Here is a 23,413-nt window from a genome sequence, read left to right on the forward strand (position 1 = left end):
AGAAGTATTTTTGTAAATTATAATTATCGAATATGATAAAGAGGTTTTTTATTCTATCCAGTTTATGTATGGTTTTGGGAGTTTCAGCCCAGAAATCACATACGGTTGTGCAAGGTGATAATCCTTACAACATTGCAAAAAAGTATGGAATGACTGTAGATGAATTGCTGAAGCTAAACCCAAAACATAAAGATGGCAAACTGGCGATCGGAGATGTTTTAACTATAAAATCAGATAAAGCAGCTACTCCGGTTGTGACAAAATCGGCCCCAGCAGAAAAAGTAACTTCAGCAACAAGTACTTCTTCTCTGGGTAAAATTGTTTTGCTGCCAAAACAAACGATTTATGGCATCACAAAACAATACAGAATTTCTGAAACTGATTTAAGAAAGCTGAATCCTGAACTGGATTCTCATATGAAAATCGGAGATGAGATCACATTACCTCTTGCCAGCATTAAAAAATATGGAGGTGAGCAACAGGCTATAACAGCAGAAAAACATGCTGAACCCGCTGTAGAAAAAAACATAACGACGATTACACCTACAACGGTTACGACTGCTGTAGAAGGAGAATCTTATGTGATACAGGCTAAAGATAATTATTACAGAATTACAAAACAGTTTGGCATCAGCCAGCAGGACCTTTATGCTTTAAATCCAGGGTTGGAAGAAAAAGGCCTTAAACCAGGTGAAACCATTAAAATAAAAACATCCCATACTAATACAAACACAGATAGCGTTGCTGAGCAAGCAAATCCAAAAGCAAAAATGGATTCAGGTAATGAGAAATCGACTGCCTCTTCTAATGTTGCTGCAGGAGATGATTATGTAACCTATACCGTTCAACAAGGAGATACTGTATTTTCCATCGTGAATAAATTCGGTGTTTCTATCGATGAACTTATTGCTCTTAATCCGGACCTTTCTCATGGGTTGAAAACCGGAATGGTTTTAAAGATCAAAAAGCAGGACGCAGCATATATTAAGAAAAATGGTGATGCCCTTAGTGTGATCCTAATGCTTCCTTTCGGATACAGTACAAACGAAACCCAGTACAGAACAATGGCACTTGACTTTTTAACAGGAGCTAAACTTGCTATTGAAAGAAATGCCAGAGGTGGACAAAAACTGGATATCAAAATCGTTGATTCAGGAAATGAAGCGTCATTCAAAAACTCTTTGACGCAAATCAATCCAGATAATACAGATCTTATTATAGGGCCTTTCTTTAAATCTAATGTAATTGATGTTCTTGATTTTACCAAAAATCAGAAAATTCCTATTGTAGCACCATTTGCCAACACTCCGGAATTATATAACTACAGTAATCTTATTATCGTTGAAACCAACAATCAGACGTATGCTGATAAGATTGTAGAAGAAGTAAAAGGAATTTATTCTGACCAGAAAATATATGTAGTGGCAGATGCTAAGAAAGAAAATGCCAATTACATCAAAGCAGGGCTTGAAAAAGCGGTAAAAAACCCTAATATTATTATTGTCAACTCTCCGGCAGATATTCAGCCCGATCAGAATATGATGACAGGTCAGTCTGCACCGGTTATTGCCATTCTGGCCAATGATGATAATGCAGCAGGAGATGCTTTTGCCAACAGGATTATTGCTATTTCTAAAGAAGTACAAGGAGTGAAAGCGTTCAGTATGTTCTATTCTCCGACTTTTGAGAAAAAAGTTGACGAGCTGAGTCAGGCAAGTCTGGTATATCTTATGGACAGAAAGATCAATACAGAGGGTGGTTTTGAAAAAGAAATTCTGGCTGCTTACAAAAGCAAATACTGTAAAACTCCTCCAAAATATGCTATCGTAGGTTTTGATGTAGTCAACGACATGTTAACCAGAGAAAATAAAAAAGGCGAGATCTTTAAACAGATGAATAAAGTTCAGACTCAGCTTGCTACAAAATTTGAGTTTGTAAAATCTAAAGCTAATGGTGCTTATGTAAACACCGGTTACAGAGTAATCAGGCTGGTACCTTAACATGATTTATAGCTCTTTAAAAGAATATTGTTAACATTATAGTTATATTTGCATAATATTTAATTCAATACATGAAAGCACTTGTATTTCCAGGGCAGGGTTCTCAGTTCGTAGGAATGGGAAAAGAATTGTATGATTCTAGAAAAGATATTAAAGATCTGATGGAATCTGCCAATGAAATTTTAGGTTTCGACATTCTTTCCATTATGTTTAACGGAACGGATGCGGATCTTAAAAAAACAGAGGTTACCCAGCCTTCAATATTTATACATTCAGTAGCAGCATTAAAAGCCGTAAACGGTCTTGGTGCTGAAATGGTTGCAGGACACTCTTTAGGAGAGTTTTCAGCCTTGGTTGCCAATGGAGTTTTATCCTTTGATGACGGTTTGAAATTAGTTTCCGAAAGAGCAAAAGCTATGCAGGACGCTTGTGATGCCAATCCAAGTTCTATGGCTGCTATCTTAGGATTAGATGATGCTAAGGTTGAAGAAATCTGTGCACAGATTAGCGGAATTGTAGTTCCTGCAAATTATAACTGTCCGGGGCAATTGGTGATCTCAGGAGAAACACCTGCAGTAGAAGAAGCTTGTGCAAAATTAAAAGAAGCAGGAGCTAAAAGAGCATTGTTACTACCGGTAAACGGAGCTTTCCATTCACCATTGATGCAGCCTGCACAGGAAAGACTGGCAGCAGCTATCGAAAAAACAAAATTCAGAAAAGCAACGATTCCTGTATATCAGAATATCACTACAACAGCGGTAACAAATCCTGACGAGATCAAACAAAATCTGATCGCTCAGCTTACCGGTCCTGTAAAATGGACACAATCTGTTCAGAATATGATTAAAGATGGTGCCTCTAACTTTGTAGAAGTAGGACCAGGAAAAACCCTTCAGGGATTGATCAAAAAAATTGACGGATCAGTAGATGCTGCTTCGGCAATCTAATTAAAAATATATGAACGCGATATTTTCACCGGGCAAGCTTATGCTTACTTCAGAATATTTCGCAATCGATGGAGCTCTTGTCTTAGCGGTACCTACCAAGCTGGGACAAGAGTTTTTCTTTGAAGAAAAAGAAGATGACAAGTCACTTATTCTTTGGGAAGCTTATCATCAAAATAAACTCTGGTTGAAGGCTGTCATTGATTATAAAAACTGGCAGATCTTAGAAACCAATATTCCATCAAGCGCTGAATTTATTCTTAAAACATTAAAGAATGTTCAGCAGCTTTCTAATATTAAATTCAACTCCAATTTTACTTATCATTTAAAAACCAATCTTCAGTTTCCTGCAGATTATGGCCTTGGAAGCAGTTCTACTTTGATGAACAATCTTGCAGAATGGGCAGAAATTGATCCTTTTCATCTTAATACCATTAGTTTGGGAGGGAGTGGATATGATATCGCAGTTGCAAAAGAAAAGTCTGCAGTTCTTTTCCAAAGCAAACCTGAGATTAAATATGAGAAGGTGGATTTCAATCCTACATTTAAAAATGAACTGATTTTTATTCATTTAAATCAGAAGCAGGATAGCAGAGAAGGAATCAATTTTTATAAATCAAAAAAGAAGTCTCCGGAATTGGTAAATGAATTTTCAGATATCACAAAAAAAATAATGTTATGCAATGAATTGGAAAAATTTTCCGAATTAATGATAATTCATGAGCGTAAAATTGCTAATTTTCTTGAAATATCCACAGTTAAAGAAAAATTCTTCTCAGATTGCCCTTCTTTTGTCAAAAGTTTAGGCGCATGGGGGGGAGATTTTGTAATGAGTGCCAAATTTGGGGGCTTTAAAGACTATTTTTGGGAGAAAGGTTTTACAACTATTTTTGAGTGGGAAAATATAATTGATTTATAATCAGACCCTTACGATCCTGTTTTTTTATTTGTCATTCTGACTTATATCAGTATATTTAAACCACCTTTAACAAATAATTAATATTATTTTTGTTGAAGTCAATAAAGAAATAGAAAATATAAGTAAAATGAAAAACACTAAAATCATCCAGGATTTAGAGAAATTAGGGATTAAAGGAAACTATGAAGTAGTGTACAATCCTTCTTATGAAGAATTATACCAGGCTGAAGTTTCTTCTGAAAATCAGGGATTTGAGAAAGCTGAACTTACAGAATCTGGCGCGGTATCAGTAAAAACAGGAATTTTCACAGGTCGTTCACCTAAAGACAGATATATTGTTCAGGATGATGTTACAAGAGATACAATTTTCTGGGATGGTAAAGTAAACTTACCTACTACTGCAGAAATTTTCGGGTCTTGTAAAGAACTAGTGCTGAACCAGCTTGCTGAATCTAAAAAGATTTATGTAGTAGATACATTCTGCGGAACGAATGCAGATACGAGGCTTAAAGTAAGATTTATCGTTGAAGTAGCATGGCAGGCGCATTTTGTTACTAATATGTTTATTCGTCCTTCTCACTATGAGCTTGAAAACTTTGGAGAACCTGATTTCACAGTAATCAACGGTTCTAAAACAATCAACCCTAACTGGGAAGCTCAAGGATTGAATTCTGAAAACTTCATCATGTTCAACCTTACTGAAAAATTACAGATCATCGGAGGTACATGGTACGGAGGTGAGATGAAAAAAGGGATGTTCGCGATGATGAACTATTACCTTCCATTAAAAGGGATGGCTTCAATGCACTGCTCTGCTAACGTAGGAGAAAAAGGTGATGTAGCTCTTTTCTTTGGTCTTTCAGGAACAGGAAAAACTACTTTGTCTGCAGATCCGAAAAGATACCTTATCGGTGATGACGAGCATGGTTGGGATAATAACGGAGTATTCAACTATGAAGGTGGATGTTATGCTAAAGTTATCGACTTATCAGAAGAAAAAGAACCGGATATCTTCGCTGCCATCAAAAGAGATGCGCTTCTTGAAAACGTTGTTGTGAACAATGGAGTAGCAGATTATACAGACGGATCAATCACAGAAAATACAAGAGTTTCTTATCCAATTTATCATATCAACAAAATTGTATTACCATCTAAGGCTGGTCATGCGAAGAAGATCGTTTATCTTTCTGCAGATGCATTCGGAGTACTTCCTCCGGTTTCTATCTTGAATGAAGATCAGGCTCAATACCACTTCCTTTGCGGTTATACATCAAAATTGGCAGGAACAGAAAGAGGAATTACTGAACCTCAGCCATCTTTCTCTCCGGCATTTGGTGAAGCATTCCTTACATTACATCCAACAATGTACTCTAAAACATTGATCGGTAAAATGCAGGAACACGGAGCTAAAGCTTATTTGGTGAACACAGGTTGGAATGGTACCGGAAAGAGAATCTCTCTGAAAGATACAAGAGCAATCATTGATGCAATCATTGATGGTTCTATCGATAATGCTCCTAAAACTCAGGTTCCAATTATGAACCTTGAGATTCCTACTGAATTGCCAAATGTTTCTACAGGTATTTTAGATCCTAGAGATACTTACGAGAGTGCTTCAGAATGGGAAGAAAAAGCAAAAGATCTTGCTTCAAGATATATCAAGAACTTTGAACAGTACTGTGATACTGAGGAAGGTAAGAAATTAGTTGCTTCAGGACCTCAATTACAGGAACAAACTATCTAATAGTTATTAATAGCATACAAAAAGCCTCATCATTGATGAGGCTTTTTTATTTTTTATATATGCTGTGCAATCTATAGGAAGAATATAAATCGAAAAATTATTTTAAACTTAATAAAGCCAATCTATATCCGTCCATTCCAAAACCAGATAAAACTGCATCCGTATTAGCTGCTGTCACAGATTTCTGCCTGAATTCCTCTCTTTTGTAGATATTACTGATATGAACTTCAACCTTTGGTTTTCTAATGTTTTTCAAACAGTCAGCTATTGCATAAGAATAATGGGTAAAAGCTCCTGGATTAATCACGACGGCATCAAAGTCATCTTCCTGAAGCCTGTTGATAAGCTCTCCTTCAATATTTGACTGATAATATTTTAATTCATGAGATTGAAACTCGGATTTTAAAATTTCCAAATAGCTTTCCATAGAAACATTTCCATAGATTTCAGGTTCTCTGGTGCCTAACAGGTTGAGGTTAGGTCCGTTTATAATCAAAACTTTCATACTATAAATTTAGAAACTTTTTTTAATTAATGATCAGAAATTTCAGCATAGATTGACTTTTATTGAATTGAATTATTAATAATGATATTTGTCATGTTTGATAAAATGACAATAACTACAACTCCTTGCAGTAATGGGTTTTATTAAAATCTTATGTTAATTTTTGAAAAATTATCATGAAAAAACAATAAGTCTACTTGTTTTGTAGACTAAAAGTTTTTAGCTTTGCAACCATATTTCGATCGGCTTATAAAGAAAGATGGAGGGAACTGACCCTATGAAATCTTGACAACCTACCTATTGGGCAAGGTGTTACGTTCAGCCTATTAAGGAAAAATAAGCAATTGGTTAATCGTATTTATCGATGCCCTTTGCTGACTTTTCTGCAAAGGGCAAAATTTTAATATATGATAAATAAAATTGATTATGATTAGCAAAAACCTATTCTCTGCTAAAGCCTGGATTCCTCCGGTTGCTGCATTTTTTCTTGGAGTTACCGGTGTACATGCACAGAATTCCAAGCCGAAAAAGGATAGCCTTCATGAAAAAGAAATTGATGAAGTTGTAGTGGTAGCCTATGGAAAAGCTAAAAGAAACAGCTATACCGGTTCCGTTGCTACAATTTCAAGTGATAAGATCAATAACAGACCTGTAACCAATATTACCAAAGCATTGGAAGGGCAGGTTGCCGGGATTCAGACAACAAGTGCATCGGGACAGCCTGGTGCGGTTTCTACCATCCGGATCAGGGGGATTGGTTCAATAAGTGCTTCCAGCGATCCGTTATATGTGGTAGACGGAATTCCTTTTGACGGAAATATTAACTCTATAAGCCCAAGTGATATTGAATCCATCAGTGTTTTAAAAGATGCTACAGCAAGTGCGCTTTATGGATCAAGAGGAGCAAACGGGATTATCATCATTACCACAAAATCAGGTAAAAAAGGAGAAGCGAAAGTTAATTTTAATATCAGTCAAGGATTCTCTGGAAGAGCTGTAAAAGATTACGAACAGGTAAATACAGATCAATACTTTCAATTATATTGGGAAGCCTTGAGAAACGGATACCAGTCTGGAAAAGTATCTTCTCAGCAGGCAGCTCAGATGGCAACAGATAATCTTGTTTCGACTCTTGGGATCAATCCATATGGAACTGCTTATCCAAAACCAGTAGGAACAGATGGAAAACTATTACCAGGTGCATCACCACTTTGGAATGACGACTGGAGAGATATCCTGCAGAGAGTGGCTTCAAGAAATCAGGTGGATCTTGATATCAGCGGAGGAAGTGAAAAAAGTAATTATTTCTTTTCATTGGGGTATCTGGATGATAAAGGAATGGCGATTGAATCAGGATTTAAAAGGTATAATACCAGATTAAAGATCAATTCTGAAGTAAAAAAATGGCTGAATGTTGGGGTGAACTTAAGCTATACAAACAGTATTCAACAGGCGCCGACTTCTTCAGATTCTAAGGCCAGCAATATTATCAATGCTGCAAGATTTATTCCTTCATTCTATCCTTATTATGAAAGAAATGCAGACGGAACTTATATTCTGGATGCTGATGGAAATCCGATTTATGATTTTGGAAAGTATAGACCTACCAATGCACTTCAAAATCAGAATGCAGCTGCAACTCTGCCATTAGATAAAAACGAAAATAAAGAAGATAATTTCTCAGGAAAAGGATTCATGGAATTCACTTTCTTACCGGAGTTGAAATTCAAGACGAGTTTTTCTGTTGATTTGGTGAATTACAACGGACATTATTATTCGAATCCATTGCTGGGACAGGGCGCTGAGATTGGAGGTTCAGTAACGAAAACCAATACCAGAACACTTTCTTATACAACCAGCAATATTCTGACATACGATAAGAAATTTGGGAAACACCACGTAAATGCTCTGGCAGGACATGAATTCTATAAATACGATTATCAAACTATTTCAGGAACAAGAAGTCAGTTCTCACTGCCTTATTACTATGAGCCGGATGCTGCTTCTCTGCTTGGAAGTTTCAGTGGAAACAGTAATAAATTAAGCTTATTGAGTTTCCTGGGAAAAGTAGAGTATGATTATAACAATACTTACTTTTTATCAGCATCAGGAAGAGCAGACAGTTCTTCAAGATTTGCGAAGGATAACAGATGGGGGAGATTCTGGTCAGTGGGAGGTTCATGGAAGATTTCAAATGAAGAATTTGTGAAAAGCCTGAATGTCTTTAATCAATTGACATTGCGTGCCAGCTACGGAGGACAAGGAAATGATAAATTACTTAGACCTAACGGGCAGCCGCTTTATTATGCTTATCAGGAGTTGTACAGATTTATCAGCCTTGGTGGAGAACCGGGAACAACCCTTGAAAAAACGTCTACCAATAATGTAAAGTGGGAAACGAACCTTAATTTGAATGTAGGATTGGAGTTCGCGATTCTGAATAACAGAGTTAAAGGAAATATCGAATACTTCAAAAGAAAAAGCCAGGATCTTCTGTTTAATATGCCGGTTGCGCCGTCGTTGGGAATCAGTGATTATCCGGCGAATATCGGAACAATTCAGAATACAGGATTTGAATTTTCATTATTCACAACTCCCGTTAAGAATGATAATTTCCAGTGGAATGTAGATGTAAACCTGAGTACTTTAAATAATAAAGTGACCAAATTACCAGGAGGTTCTCTTGTGGTGGGTAGCAAGTTATTAACGGTAGGAGGTTCTGTATATGATTTCTTTATTCCGGAATGGGTGGGTGTAGATCCAAGCAATGGAAAGCCATTGTGGAAAACGGTCTCTACAGATGCCAGCGGAAATTCAGTTGAAGGAACCACTTCGGAATATTCAAAAGCTACAAAACTTTTACAAGGTTCCGCATTACCTAAACTGACCGGAGGTATCAGTACAAGTATTACCTATAAGAATTTTGATTTTTCAGGATTACTGACATTCAAGATCGGAGGGAAGATTCTGGATACCGACTATACTTCCATTATGCACAACGGAAGTGCCGGCGGACGTGCATGGAGCGCAGAAATGTTAAACAGATGGACCCCAGAAAATCCTTATACGGATGTTCCGGGATTGAGTACCACAACGAATAACTGGACCTCAACATCTTCAAGATTCCTATACTCCGGAACGTATGCAAGACTTAAAAATGTAAGCTTAGGATACACGCTTCCAGAAGATTATTTTGAGAAAATAGGATTGAAAAAGTTCAGAATTTATATCCAGGCAGAAAACCTTCTGACCTTCTATAAACATAAGGGAATGGATCCTGAGCAGGCATTGGACGGAACAACATATTACAGATATCCTGCAATGAGAACGATCACTTTTGGTCTTCAGGCAACACTTTAACCTTTAAAATTGAAAGAATGAAAAAATTAAAATATCTATCGTTTGCTCTTATCGGATTTTTGTCGCTGACAAGCTGTGAAAGTGAGCTGGATACGGCTCCGACTGATCAGGCCAGCAGCGTAGAAGTTTTCAAAACAGCCGAAAGTGCCGAAACAGTGGTGAATGGTACCTGGGCAAAATTTAATAATGATGGAACAACCTATGCCAATATCGGGTATTCCACTGTTTTAAGAGCCAGTGATGCCATGGGAAGTGATGTGGCGGTACTGACCAATAAATATGGTTTTGCTTCTACCTATGCTTTTACAGAAATGGTGAACAGTACGGCAAGCAGACCTTTATTTATCTGGACGATGTTGTATTCAACCATCAATAATATGAATAATGTTATTACAAGAATTGATGGAACAGAAGGAAGTCAGGAGAAAAAAGATCAGGTGAAAGGACAGGCAAAAGCATTGCGTGCTTTCTGTTACCTTAATCTGGCGAGTTTTTATCAGTTCAGCTATCTTAAAGATAAGTCGGCTTTGACGGCTCCGATTTATACTGAACCTTCTACAACCAGTACGGTAGGAAAGAAAAGAGCAAGTCTTGAAGAAATGTATACTTTGATCAAAAGTGATCTTACTGATGCAGATAACCTGTTGAAAAGTTATACAAGAAACAATAAGGATAAGATCAACCGTGCTGTAGTCAACGGACTTCTTGCCAGAACTTATCTGAATACCGGTGAATGGAGCAAAGCTTCAGCATCTGCAAAAATCGCAAGAGAAGGTTTCCCTCTGATGGCTCCGGAAAAATATAAAGACGGCTTCAATGATATCAACAATGCAGAATGGATCTGGGGACACGGTCAGACACAGGAACAGTCCGATGAAAGTTATGCCTTCCATTATCTGGATGTTTCTTCATCAGGAAGTTATTATTATAGCTTTATGGCGGATCCTTATTTTAAAAATCTTTTTGATGCCAATGATATCAGGTCCCAGTTGTTTTCATGGGATGGACAGAAAGGAAGAGAAGGATTGCTGAGGTATGCTAAGTTTAAGTTTAAACCAACTCTTATTGCAGATATTGTCTACATGAGAGCTGCAGAAATGTATCTGATTGAAGCTGAAGCTGAAGCCAGAAACGGAAATGTATCTCAGGCAGTAACAGTCTTGAACCAGTTGAAAACAGCAAGAAATGCCAATATTTACAATGGTTCCTTATCACAAAATGACGCTGTAGCAGCAGTTTTGATTGAAAGAAGAAAAGAATTATTTGGAGAAGGGTTTTCCCTTTCAGATATTATCAGAACGCAGGGAACAGTAGTAAGAAAACCTTTTGTAGATGCTGATGGTAAACCTATAAAAGTTCAGATCACTACACCGGAAGGAACAGTGAAAACCGTAGATGGTAAAGGACATTCTGTTCTTGATTTCCCTAATAAATCTGCTTTCACTCCAAATAGCAATTATTATTTATTCAGTATTCCACAGAGAGAAGCTGAAAACAACCCAAACTTATAAGGAGACATACTTATAATTAGATTTGATTTTTTAAGCCACTGCTTTTGCGGTGGTTTTTTTATTTCAAAAAACTGTAAAAAACAAAATCAGAATAGAAAATTCCTACTCTGATTTAAATAGATTTGAATTATTAATAAATTAGTCAGTCTTTTTCATGACTAGTCAATGAGATGAAACCCATAGATTACAAATTTATAGTACATTCTATTCAACCAGTAAATGCTTGATAAGTAAAAAAATAAACAAAGCTACAGGAAACCAGAGGATAAAACCTGTGAACACGTAAGCTATTTTATATTCAAAGTCATTAAATTTTATGGTATCTAATCTTTTTTTTCTGATAAAGGCAAAAAAGGGTATTGTTAATATAATGAAAAAGGCATATTTCACCAACTTATTATTCGTTGAAAATCCCAGAATAGTAGAAATTTTATTGATTATAATAAATACAAAATCTACACTTTGAGGGATTAAAAAAAAAGTATAGAGGAATGTATAGATAAAAAAAACAAGAATGCTATTCATATAAGCATCACTATCAGTTTTATTTCGCTTTTTTAAAAACTGATAGATCATAAAAGGTATAAATAAAAAGTATTTCATTTAGTATGCAAAATTAAGCTTTTGATTACTAATTAATGGGCCTTTAAAAGAGAACCTGTTAAGATGAATTTCTGTTTTATAAAAAATATTTATTGATATTGTTTAACTTTTGAGTGATTTTGCTTTGAATTTCAACTTTTAAGATGAGTGGCTACCCATTTTAGAAAAAATCTCTACCTTTGTAACAATGAACCTCTTAAGATGGATACTGGCAATTTATTTCATGGCACTCTCATTGATGCCATGTGAAGACACATCCCATCCATTGAATACAGGTGATAATAAGGTTTCATTAAGTATTAATAGTGCTCATTCTACAGAAAAAGGAGATATCTGTTCTCCGTTGTGTGCCTGCAGCTGTTGCCAGATGACGGTTTCAGCATTTAAGATGAATCCTTTATTAGAAATTCCGGATCAGATTCCTGCTTACTTTTCAAAGAAGATCCTATTCCACAAAAACGACTTTGCCTACCAGATTTACGATCCTATCTGGCAGCCTCCTAAAATTTAATTTTTATTGACTTTTAGAAAGTTATGCTTTCTAATACTTAACTGTGCTTGAAACTTTGCAATACCATTGCAGAGGTTTTCAGGATATTTTTGCTGCAGTATTTTATACTGTGTGCATTCACTTTTCAATAAAAATTAAATTAAATCGTGTTAGATAAAATCATAAAATTCAGTATTAAAAATAAGGTGATCATTGGATTGATGACCCTGATACTAATCATCTGGGGAACATGGAGTGCCACCAGATTACCGATAGATGCTGTGCCGGATATTACCAATAATCAAGTGCAGATTATTACTGTATGTCCTACATTGGCGGGACAGGAAGTGGAACAGTTGGTTACCTTTCCCATTGAACAGAGTATTGCCAATGTTCCCGATATTCAGGAGACAAGAAGTATTTCAAGATTCGGGCTCTCAGTGATTACAGTGGTATTCAAAGAAAATGTAGATGTATACTTTGCGAGACAGCTCATTAATGAACAGCTGAAAAACGCAGTAGAAGAAATTCCAAAAGGAGTGGGAACTCCGGAGCTGGCTCCCGTAAGTACAGGTCTTGGAGAAGTGTATCAGTATATTCTTCACCCTAAAAAAGGAAGCGAAAAGAAATACAATGCCAAAGAACTCCGCACAATGCAAGACTGGATCGTTCGCAGGCAGTTGAATGGAACTCCTGGAGTTGCGGAGATCAATAGTTTTGGCGGAGAATTAAAACAATATGAAGTAGCTATCGATCCCAATCGGTTAAAAGCAATGGGAACAAGCATTACTGAAATATTTACAGCTCTTGAAAAAAACAACCAAAATACGGGAGGAGCTTATATTGATAAAAAACCCAACGCTTATTTCATCCGTGGAATCGGATTGGTAACCTCTCTTGAAGACATTAAAAATATTGCGGTTAAAAACGAAACAGGAAGTGTCCCTATCTTTATAAAAGACGTTGCTGATGTTCGCTTAGGAAGTGCCGTTCGTTACGGAGCATTAACGTATGACGGAAAAGTAGATGCAGTAGGTGGAGTAGTGATGATGTTAAAAGGAGCCAACAGTAATGAAGTGGTCAGCAATATCAAAGCAAAAATTCCTACTATTCAGAAGTCTCTTCCGAATGATGTCATTATAGAGCCATTTCTAGACAGAACCGATCTTGTAGACAGAGCAATCAATACCGTACAGAAAAACCTCATCGAAGGAGCTCTGATCGTTATTTTCGTTCTTGTAATTTTCCTGGGAAATCTGAGAGCCGGACTTATCGTAGCTTCGGCCATTCCACTTTCCTTGTTATTTGCATTAGGAATGATGAATGTTTTCGGAGTAAGTGCCAATCTGATGAGTCTGGGAGCGATAGACTTCGGGCTGATTGTAGATGGTGCCGTTATTATTGTAGAAGCAACCCTGCATCATTTAGGCATAAGAAAATCTGCCCGGGCATTGACACAGTCTGAAATGGATGAAGAAGTTTTCCTTTCTGCATCGAAGATCAGAAGCAGTGCCGCTTTCGGAGAAATTATTATCCTTATCGTATACATCCCGATTCTTACATTGGCAGGTGTGGAAGGAAAAATGTTTACGCCAATGGCAAAAACGGTAGGATTTGCTATTCTGGGAGCTTTGATTTTATCCCTGACTTATATTCCAATGATGAGTGCCTTGTTTTTATCTAAGAAAATATCCCACAAAGAAACCTTCTCCGATAAAATGATGAACCGTCTGCAAAAAATATATCAGCCATTATTACAGAAAGCAATCAAATTAAAATATATCATTGTTTCGGCAACAGCTGTCGTTTTTCTGATCTCCGCTTTTATTTTTAAAAATATGGGTGGTGAGTTTATTCCACAGCTGCAGGAAGGAGATTTTGCATTTCACTGTATTTTACCACAGGGAAGTTCACTCAGCCAGAGTATAGAAACTTCCATGCAGGCATCAAGAATTATCAAACAGTTTGATGAGGTGAAAATGGTCGTCGGAAAAACGGGTTCCGCTGAGGTTCCTACGGATCCGATGCCTCCCGAAGCTACGGATATGATCGTTGTATTAAAACCGCAAAGCGAATGGAAAACTAAGAAGTCCTACAACGAACTGGCCGATGAGATCAGCGAAAAGCTGGAAACGATTCCTGGGGTATTCTTTGAGAAAAACCAGCCTATTCAAATGCGTTTCAATGAGTTGATGACCGGGATCAGACAGGATGTTGCTGTGAAAATTTTTGGAGAAAACCTGGATTCTTTATCAGTATACGCGGATAAAGTTGGGAAAATCATTCAGACAGCGGACGGAGCTACAGCCCCTCAGATTGAAAGAGTAAGTGGCCTTCCACAGATCAACGTACAATATGACAGAACAAGAATTGCCAATTACGGATTAAATATTGAAGATGTTAACAATGCGGTAAGTACAGCGTTTGCAGGGAAAGCTGCCGGACAGGTTTTTGAAAATGAAAGACGCTTTGATCTGGTAGTCCGTCTGGATAGTCTTCACAGAACAGATATTTCAGATGTGAACAACCTGATGATTACTTCCGGTACAGGAGCACAGATTCCATTATCACAGGTCGCTAATATCAGTTATAAACTTGGACCTGCACAGATCAGCCGTGAGCAGGGAAAACGTAGAATTGTAATCGGATTCAACGTAAAAGACCGTGATGTGGAAAGTGTGGTGAAAGATATTCAGGCAAAACTGAATAAAGTGAAACTTCCTTCCGGATATTACTTTACCTACGGAGGACAGTTTGAAAATCTTCAGGAAGCAAGCAAACGTCTGATGATCGCTGTTCCGGTATCACTGCTTCTTATTTTTATGCTGTTGTATTTTACTTTCCGCTCATTCAAACAGGCTGCATTGATCTTTACAGCCATTCCTATGAGTGCAATCGGTGGTGTATTTGCGCTTTTAGTGAGAGATATGCCGTTCAGTATCAGTGCGGGGATCGGGTTTATTGCTCTTTTTGGAGTTGCAGTGCTGAACGGAATTGTTTTGATCGGAACATTCAACCAATTAGAAAAAGAAGGGGAAACCGATATTCTGAAAAGAGTATTTGAAGGAACAAAAACCAGATTGAGACCAGTATTAATGACAGCAACAGTAGCTTCTTTAGGATTTTTACCAATGGCTATTTCTACAGGTGCCGGTGCTGAAGTACAGAAACCGTTGGCAACAGTGGTGATTGGAGGTTTGGTAACAGCTACTTTCCTTACGTTATTCGTTTTGCCGATGCTGTATATCATTTTTAACACAAAGATTTTGAAAAGAAAAAATAACAATACGGGAATGTTTACAGCGGTTCTTGTTGTAGGATTTATGATGCTGGGACAGACTTTTAATGCACAGTCCAGACCTATCTCTGTGGAACAGGCGATAGAGCAGGCGGTGAGTAATAATTTAACCTTACAGTCAAAAGATCTGAGCATTAAATCAGCTGAAGCATTAAGACCCACCGCAAAAGAACTTCCCAAGTTAAGTTTTGAAGCCCAGCTTGGACAGTACAACAGCCCGAAGTTTGACCAATCGTTTACTATCTCACAAAGTATTCCTTTTCCCACGCTGTTTAAAGCAAGAAAAGATTTAATCAATGAAAATATTAAAAGTAAACAGATTGATAAAGAAATCACAGCCAATGAACTGATAAAACAGGTTCGTACTTATTATTATCAGATTGAATATCTCCAGTATAATAAAGCCCAATTGACCAGTCTGGACAAATATTATGAGGAATTTATCAGAATTGCAACCGTAAGATTCAAAGCCGGTGATATCAAAAAGATCGAAATCAGTACTGCAGAAACTCAGAAAGGAGAAATTGATCTGCTGCTCAGACAAAATGAAGTTTTTCTGAACAACGCCTACAAGAATTTAAAGACCTTGATGAACACCTCAGAAGATCTTGAAGTTCCATTTAATAAAGATTATGCTCCTTTAAAAGCAGAAAATGTACTAGACAGTGCTGTGGTTGCCAACAATCCTACAGTAAAAGCTTTTTATCAGGAAATGGAGATTGCAGAAAAAAATAAGAAAGTTGAAAAATCTCTCGGACTACCGGATTTCAGCTTAGGATATACCAATCAGTCCCTGATAGGCCTTCATACCATCAACGGACAGGAAAACTTTTATAACTCAGGAAAACGTTTTCAGTCGGCAACAGTAGGAGTAGCAATTCCTTTGACATTTGGCGCTACGAAAGCAAGAATCCAGGCATTGGAATATGAAAAACAGGTTGCCGAAACCAATGCTAAAATGCAGCAGAAACAACTTTCTGCCCAGTTGGAAAATGCTTTCAGCCAGTATCAGCAGGATTTACAACAGTATGATTATTATACAAGTCAGGCATTGCCTAATGCTGAGAAAATTGTAAAAGCAGCCCAGTTAGGATATAAAACAGGAGAAATTTCCTATGTGGAATATCTTTTTGCCCTCCAGACGGCTACCAATATTCAGTTGAAATACCTCGAATCTATCCAGCAGGTGAACCAATCTGTAGTGACCATTAATTCAATCATTAATAAATAATATGAAAGCGCTGAAATACAGTATCAGACAAAATACATTCTTAGATATGAAACTCAAATATAATATCATACCCCTTATCCTGATTTCACTATTACTGACAAGTTGTGGAAAAAAAGGAACTGCAGAAGAAAAGGCTCCTGAAAAGACAGAGCAGAAAGAATCTGCACATGAAGAAGGTCCACAAACTATAGCCTCACTTACAGAAGATCAGATGAAGTCTGTAGGAGTTGCATTGGGAACAGTAGAAATGAAAGAGCTCACTTCTACCATAAAAGCAAATGGTCTGCTGAGTGTTCCCAACAGTAATAAAGCAACCATTACTTCGTTGTACGGAGGAATTATCAAAACCATCAATATTCAGGTTGGAAGTATCGTGAAAAAAGGACAAGTTATCGCTACCATTGCCAATCCTGAGTACATCCAGCTTCAGGAAGATTATCTGACTACAAACAGCAGAATTACGTATGCGGAACAGGAATACAGAAGACAAAGAGAGCTTTTTGATAATGATGCAGGAGCGAAGAAAAACCTTCAGAGTGCCGATGCTGAGCTTAAAACATTAAGAACAAAAAGAGCTTCCCTGTTGAAACAGCTTCAGATGATGGGAATAAGTCCTGGGAAGGTAAACAATGGAAATATGAAGTCAGGTTTGGTGATCACAGCACCTATCAGCGGAACGATCAGCAGTATTACAGCGCAGATCGGAAGTTATGTAGATATTTCTTCTCCTGTCGCTACAGTAATTGATAACGGTTCTATCCATCTCGATCTTCAAGTGTTTGAAAAAGATCTTCCTAAAATGAGAGTAGGGCAGATTGTTCATTTTAAACTGACTAACAACCCGGAAACTGAATATGATGCGAGAATTTACAGCATAGGATCTTCTTTTGAGAACGAAAGTAAAACTATTTCTATGCATTGCGAAGTGATCGGAAACAAATCCGGACTGATTGACGGAATGAATATCACCGGAATCGTAAGCCTTGATAAAAGTACAACCCCTGCAGTTCCTACAGAAGCTATTGTAGAAGCAGACGGAAAATACTACGTGTTTATTCAGACTGATAAAAAAGCGGAAGAAGAACACGAGGAAAAAGGAAAACCCCATCCGAAAACCTTAAACTTTGAAAAAATAGAAGTGGTAAAAGGAACTTCCGATATGGGATATACCGCGATAACTCCGGTAGGAAGTATTCCGGACAATGCAAAAATAGTAGTGAAAGGAGCATTCTTTGTCAATGCGAAACTGGTAAATTCAGGCGAGCACGAACATTAATGAAACCAGCCGGAACCAGTAAAATGTCGATTTTTATCCTTAAATTAGAGCTGTTTACGGAATTTTTTATTGAATAAAAGCGGCAGGAAAAGTAAAGATTATCTCACCGAATTTTAATAAATGACCTGATTATGTTACTGAACAAAAAAATATCAGTCTGGTATTTCATCCGTGAAATAAAAACCCAAATTCTGTTCATCGGAATATTTGCCATTGCCATTGGTCTTCTGGACGAATTGCCGTGGTTTCGCAAAATATCACTGCCGTTGAATATTCCTGCATTATTGGGAACAGCAGTATCCTTGTTGCTGGCATTCCGAACCTCCCAATCCTACGAAAGATGGTGGGAAGCCAGAACCGTTTGGGGAGCCGTTGTCAACGATTCCAGAACGTTTGTAAGATTGATTATTCAGTTTATGCCTGCCGGAGATGATAAAACAATAAAAGATTTTGCCGAAAGACAGATCACCTGGACCTATGCCCTTGGAGAATCACTGAGAAAACTTCCGTTTTCTGAAAAAGTTCAGCAATATCTGGATCAACATCAGATCAAAGGAGCCAATATTCCCAATGCTATTCTGGACGAACACTCCAGAAAGTTGAAGGAAATTGCGGCTTCGAAAGGACTGACGGATTTCCAACAGATGCAGCTCAATGATATCATCACAAGGCTCTGCGACAGTATGGGAAAATGTGAAAGACTGAAGAATACGGTTTTTCCGCGTTCTTATAGTGTTTTAGTTCATATTTTGATCTATGTTTTTGCGGCTATCCTTCCGTTTGGGCTTGATGATTCACAGTTGTTGGTAGAAATTGCAATCACTTTCCTGGTTCCGGTTACATTCATTGCTATTGAAAAAACATCTATCATTATGCAGGATCCTTTTGAAAATGGCCCTGTAGATACTCCGATGACTTCTCTGGCACAAACTATAGAGATCAATATCAGACAAATGATCGGCGAACAGAATGTTCCGCCCAAAAAAGAAAATACATCCTATTACGAAATGTAATTAAACCATACATACAATATGGAAAATATACCAATACAAACTGTTTCTGCAGGAAGCAGACATAAAAAAAGCTTACTGATTGTTCTGTGCCTCAGTGGAACTTATCTTATTGCTGAGGTTATTGGCGGAATCATGACCAATAGTCTTGCATTATTAGCAGATGCGGCTCATATGCTCACCGATGTGGTAGGATTATTGTTGGCATTTATAGCCATCAAAATTGGAGAGAGAAAAGCAGATCCTTCCAGAACATACGGATATTACCGTACTGAAATATTGGCAGCCGTTGTTAATGCTGTTGTTTTACTTGGAATCTCAATCTATGTTTTGTTTGAAGCTTATCAAAGGTTTCAGAATCCGCCGGAAGTACAAAGTAAATCAATGCTGATTGTTGCAGGAATTGGGTTGATTGTTAATATTGTCGGAATGATGATCCTGAGAAAAGACTCGGAAGGCAGTCTGAACATGAAAGGCGCTTATTTTGAAGTGCTTTCGGATATGCTTACTTCAGTAGGCGTAATGATTGCTGGAGTGATTATGCTGACAACCGGATGGTACTATGCCGACCCGTTAATTTCGGCAGCAATCGGACTGTTGATCTTTCCAAGAACATGGAGGCTGTTGAAAGAAGCAATCAATGTTTTACTCGAAGGAACACCAAAAGATGTTGATATCCATGAACTTCGTACATCTCTGGAAAAAACTCCAGGGGTAAAAAATGTTCATGATCTGCACGTTTGGTCACTGACATCCAGTGTGAATGCAATGAGTGCACATGTTGTAAAGGAAGCGGAGTATTCTCAAAATCAATTATTAAAAATATTAACGGATACCACTGTTAATAACTTTAAGATCAGTCATACCACTTTTCAGATAGAGGAGGAAGGCTATGAAGAAAATGAAGTACATCTGTAAAAATTTAAAAGCGTACAATGAAAAAAGATATAGAACACAAACTCATTGATAAAAATACCAAGCCCACAAGTATGAGGATTCTGGTATATGATTTCTTAAGCTCTCAGGAAGCAGCTTTATCCCTTTCTGAAATAGAAAATCATTTTGATAATGCTGACAGAATTACGATCTACAGAACCTTGAAAACCTTTGAAGAAAAAGGAATTGTTCACAGCATTCAGGAGAACACCACCACAAAATACAAACTTTGTGAAGACGATTGTGATGAAAAAACACATAAAGACTGGCATCTGCATTTCTACTGTAAAATATGCAAGCAAACTACCTGTAAAGAAGATATTTCTTTCCCTGAAAATATACAGACCAATTTCAGGATAGATGAAATAAGATTGTTTGCTAAAGGAATCTGCGAAAATTGTCTCGAAAGTTTGCAATAGCATTGCATCAGTCTCATCTTTACATTTGTATAAAAATATTCAGTTATGGAAAAATGCTGTAGTACAACCCCGGAAAAACCAGATACAAAAGGACACAAACATAATCACGCAGAAGGAGACGGACATGACCACGATGGCCACGATCACTCTCACGACTCCGGAGATCAGACGGTCTTTCAGATGTTTCTTCCGGCCATTATATCTTTCGTCATTTTATTATTGGGAATCGCCTTTGATAACTATATAAAACCCGCATGGTTTACAGGCTGGGTACGTTTGGTATGGTTCCTGGCAGCTTACATTCCTGTAGGATTTCCGGTATTGAAAGATGCTTATAAAAGTATCATCAAGGGAGATGTATTCTCAGAATTCTTTCTGATGAGCATCGCAACTATCGGAGCTTTTGCCATTGGGGAATATCCGGAAGGAGTCGCAGTAATGCTTTTTTATGCGGTAGGAGAAGTATTCCAGTCTATGGCAGTTACCAGAGCTAAAGGAAATATAAAAGCTTTATTGGATCAGCGCCCCGATGAGGTAACGGTGATGGAAAATAATCAGCCTAAAACAATAAAAGCGAAAGAATCTAAAATCGGAGATATAATCCAATTGAAACCCGGTGAGAAACTGGCGCTGGATGGAGAATTGCTTTCAGATTCAGCATCATTCAACACGGCTGCTTTAACGGGAGAAAGTAAACCCGATACCAAAAATAAAGGCGAGGTTGTTCTTGCCGGAATGATCAATATGAACAGTATTGCTTTGGTTCAAGTAAATACAGCCTATGAAGACAGTAAACTGAGTAAAATTCTGGAACTGGTTCAGAATGCCACAGCTCAAAAAGCTCCGACAGAATTATTCATCAGAAAATTTGCCAAAGTATATACTCCAATTGTTGTATTTCTTGCCATTGGAATCTGTTTGCTGCCTTATTTCTTTGTAAATGACTATCAGTTCAGAGACTGGCTCTACAGGGCATTGATCTTCCTTGTGATTTCATGTCCTTGTGCCTTGGTAATCTCTATTCCGTTAGGATATTTCGGAGGAATTGGTGCCGCAAGCCGAAACGGGATCTTATTCAAAGGAAGTAATTTCCTGGACAGTATTGCAGAAATCCAGAATGTAGTGATGGATAAAACAGGAACGATGACTGAAGGTGTATTCAAAGTTCAGGAAGTAAGTATGAGCCCTGAATTTAATAAAGAGGAAATCCTGCAGATGGTGAATGTTCTCGAAAGTAAAAGTACCCACCCTGTCGCAACAGCTATTCACAATTATGTAGGCGATATTAATCACGCCATTCCTTTAGAAAATGTAGAAGAAATTGCCGGCCACGGATTGAAAGCGACAATTAATGGTAAAGAACTTCTGGTAGGAAACTTTAAGCTGATGGATAAATTCAACATCAGCTATGATATCAACCATGCCAACATTGTGTACACGGTGATCGCAGTAGCTTACGACAAAAAGTTCGCAGGATATATCACGATTGCAGACAGTATAAAAGAAGATGCCAAAGAAACCGTAGACAATCTGCATAAAATGAAAGTAAAAGCTACCATGCTGAGCGGTGATAAAGGAACTGTGGTAAAATATGTAGCAGATCAGCTGGGAATTGACAATACATTCGGAGATTTGTTGCCTGAAGATAAAGTAAATAAGGTTAAAGAAATCAAAGCTAAAAACCAGACTGTAGCTTTTGTAGGAGATGGAGTGAATGATGCTCCTGTAGTGGCTTTAAGTGACGTGGGAATTGCAATGGGAGGTTTAGGAAGTGACGCAACCATTGAAACAGCGGATGTAGTAATCCAGGATGATAAACCAAGCAAAATCCCAATGGCGATCAATATAGGGAAACAAACGAAAAAGATAGTTTGGCAGAATATAATCCTTGCCTTCGCGGTAAAAGCTGTCGTTCTGGTCTTGGGAGCAGGAGGACTGGCAACCATGTGGGAAGCCGTGTTTGCCGATGTAGGAGTGGCATTGCTGGCTATTTTAAATGCGGTGAGAATCCAAAGAATGAAATTTTAAGAAGCAAATAATAAACACAACTCAATTATATTCAATAAAAGCTCTGCTGAATTTCAGTGGAGCTTTTGTTTTTAATTACACATTATACCAGTGATATCATTGAAATCCATATTAGGCTGTTGAGACTCCTACGGAGTGACAAAGAGACTGGCTTTACTTTTCGTATAAACTATGACTGATAATTACAATTAGTATAAAAATGATACACTCAGTTTGTCATTCAGAAGGAATCTAATGACCCAGTCTCATTATTAGTTTTAAATTTTATCGGAGATAAAATTTTTGCACCTTAAAACAGTAAGCATTAAAAAAAACTTGCGTCTTTGCGATTTCCAACAAAATAAAGAATATAAAAAAAGCTCTGCCAAAACATCAGCAAAGCTTTTATCAACAAGATTAAATTGTATATAAAGAACTAAATTTTTATTTAGGTCTAAAGTCTTATTCAAAGTTCGGAATAATATTATACCGGTGACAGGCACAGTTTTGTGATTTTTATGGGTAACAGTAGATAAGCATAATGACATTCATCATAAATCCATTATAAAACAATTTTGAAGTAGTATATTTGTAACAGAGAACAAAATCGTTGAGGTTATTCATTTCCATATTCATCATTTTTACCGTTGCAATACGTCCTGTTTTGCCGTTGGTAAATTATGCTGTGAACTATGAGTATATTGTAAAAAACCTTTGTGAGAACAGAAATGTACCACAGTCGACCTGTAAAGGAAAATGCTATGTGGAAAAAGAACTGGCAAAAACAGAAAAGCAGTCCAATAGCTCTCAAACGATAAAGATTGCAGGATTAGATGTTTTTATTTCTCATGATATCCTTTCCTTCTCCTCTCAACTGAACTCGGAGCTGCTTACTGAAGTTCCGGATTCAAGTTATTTCAATTCTCACTCCTCAGAATACTTTTCCAGGATATTTCATCCTCCTTTAGCTTAATTCTCACCGTAAACTATGTTTTTAGTTTATGGAAACGAAAGTTTTAAAACTATTATAATTAAGTTATTATAGGCATCCCGTACAATTAAATGAATAACGATAAACACCTGAATTCTTATCAAAAAATTCTGTGTTTTAGAATTGTGGTTCATTAATTGAAACCCGGACCTGTTCCTAACCTTATTTA

15 protein-coding genes and 1 riboswitch are annotated in these 23,413 nt (G+C 37.3%); of the genes, 14 read left to right on the forward strand and 1 reads right to left on the reverse strand.

Going from position 1 to position 23,413, the window contains the following annotated elements:
* Positions 1-32: 32 nt before the first annotated feature.
* From LC457_RS02555 to pckA, 4 genes are all read left to right on the forward strand, one after another.
* Positions 33-2,000: a LysM peptidoglycan-binding domain-containing protein gene (locus LC457_RS02555; protein ID WP_223598488.1), complete on the forward strand. Its 1,968-nt coding sequence runs from the start codon at positions 33-35 to the stop codon at positions 1,998-2,000.
* Between the two features lie 71 nt (positions 2,001-2,071).
* Positions 2,072-2,947 (forward strand): ACP S-malonyltransferase, encoded by an 876-nt coding sequence (fabD, locus tag LC457_RS02560; protein WP_047376515.1) that lies wholly within the window; start codon positions 2,072-2,074, stop codon positions 2,945-2,947.
* A gap of 10 nt (positions 2,948-2,957) precedes the next feature.
* Positions 2,958-3,863, forward strand: a complete 906-nt coding sequence (locus tag LC457_RS02565) for a GYDIA family GHMP kinase (RefSeq protein WP_223598489.1) — start codon at positions 2,958-2,960, stop codon at positions 3,861-3,863.
* Between the two features lie 127 nt (positions 3,864-3,990).
* Positions 3,991-5,607, forward strand: a complete 1,617-nt coding sequence (gene pckA, locus LC457_RS02570; RefSeq protein ID WP_079240179.1) for a phosphoenolpyruvate carboxykinase (ATP) — start codon at positions 3,991-3,993, stop codon at positions 5,605-5,607.
* 97 nt (positions 5,608-5,704) lie between these two features.
* Here pckA and LC457_RS02575 read toward each other — a convergent pair whose 3' ends face one another.
* A complete protein-coding gene (locus LC457_RS02575; RefSeq protein WP_223598490.1) occupies positions 5,705-6,112 on the reverse strand; it encodes a type II 3-dehydroquinate dehydratase in 408 nt (135 codons plus the stop codon).
* Between the two features lie 244 nt (positions 6,113-6,356).
* Positions 6,357-6,455, forward strand: a riboswitch (SAM riboswitch).
* 83 nt (positions 6,456-6,538) lie between these two features.
* Between LC457_RS02575 and LC457_RS02580 the strand changes: the two genes are divergently transcribed.
* The 10 genes from LC457_RS02580 (at position 6,539) to LC457_RS02625 (ending at position 23,226) form a co-directional block, all read left to right on the forward strand.
* Complete coding sequence (locus tag LC457_RS02580; protein WP_223598491.1) at positions 6,539-9,472, forward strand: TonB-dependent receptor; 2,934 nt, start codon at positions 6,539-6,541, stop codon at positions 9,470-9,472.
* 17 nt (positions 9,473-9,489) lie between these two features.
* A complete protein-coding gene (locus LC457_RS02585) occupies positions 9,490-10,983 on the forward strand; it encodes a RagB/SusD family nutrient uptake outer membrane protein (protein WP_223598492.1) in 1,494 nt (497 codons plus the stop codon).
* Positions 10,984-11,773: 790 nt separating this feature from the next.
* Positions 11,774-12,097, forward strand: coding sequence for a DUF6660 family protein (locus tag LC457_RS02590; protein WP_223598493.1), 324 nt, complete (start codon positions 11,774-11,776; stop codon positions 12,095-12,097).
* A 146-nt stretch (positions 12,098-12,243) separates the two neighbouring features.
* The gene (locus tag LC457_RS02595; protein ID WP_223598494.1) at positions 12,244-16,605 is read left to right on the forward strand and encodes a CusA/CzcA family heavy metal efflux RND transporter; all 4,362 of its coding nucleotides are present in this window, start codon (positions 12,244-12,246) and stop codon (positions 16,603-16,605) included.
* A gap of 46 nt (positions 16,606-16,651) precedes the next feature.
* Entirely contained in the window at positions 16,652-17,881 is a 1,230-nt protein-coding gene (locus LC457_RS02600) for an efflux RND transporter periplasmic adaptor subunit (RefSeq protein ID WP_223598495.1), read from the forward strand.
* A 131-nt stretch (positions 17,882-18,012) separates the two neighbouring features.
* The gene (locus tag LC457_RS02605) at positions 18,013-18,894 is read left to right on the forward strand and encodes a bestrophin family protein (RefSeq protein ID WP_223598496.1); all 882 of its coding nucleotides are present in this window, start codon (positions 18,013-18,015) and stop codon (positions 18,892-18,894) included.
* A gap of 18 nt (positions 18,895-18,912) precedes the next feature.
* Entirely contained in the window at positions 18,913-19,809 is an 897-nt protein-coding gene (locus LC457_RS02610) for a cation diffusion facilitator family transporter (protein ID WP_223598497.1), read from the forward strand.
* A 17-nt stretch (positions 19,810-19,826) separates the two neighbouring features.
* Positions 19,827-20,246 (forward strand): Fur family transcriptional regulator, encoded by a 420-nt coding sequence (locus LC457_RS02615; RefSeq protein ID WP_002983024.1) that lies wholly within the window; start codon positions 19,827-19,829, stop codon positions 20,244-20,246.
* 45 nt (positions 20,247-20,291) lie between these two features.
* A complete protein-coding gene (locus LC457_RS02620) occupies positions 20,292-22,274 on the forward strand; it encodes a heavy metal translocating P-type ATPase (RefSeq protein ID WP_223598498.1) in 1,983 nt (660 codons plus the stop codon).
* 589 nt (positions 22,275-22,863) lie between these two features.
* The gene (locus LC457_RS02625) at positions 22,864-23,226 is read left to right on the forward strand and encodes a hypothetical protein (RefSeq protein ID WP_223598499.1); all 363 of its coding nucleotides are present in this window, start codon (positions 22,864-22,866) and stop codon (positions 23,224-23,226) included.
* Positions 23,227-23,413 lie beyond the last annotated feature (187 nt).

The sequence above is a fragment of the Chryseobacterium sp. GVT01B genome (assembly GCF_019970045.1).
Classification (GTDB): Bacteria; Bacteroidota; Bacteroidia; order Flavobacteriales; family Weeksellaceae; genus Chryseobacterium.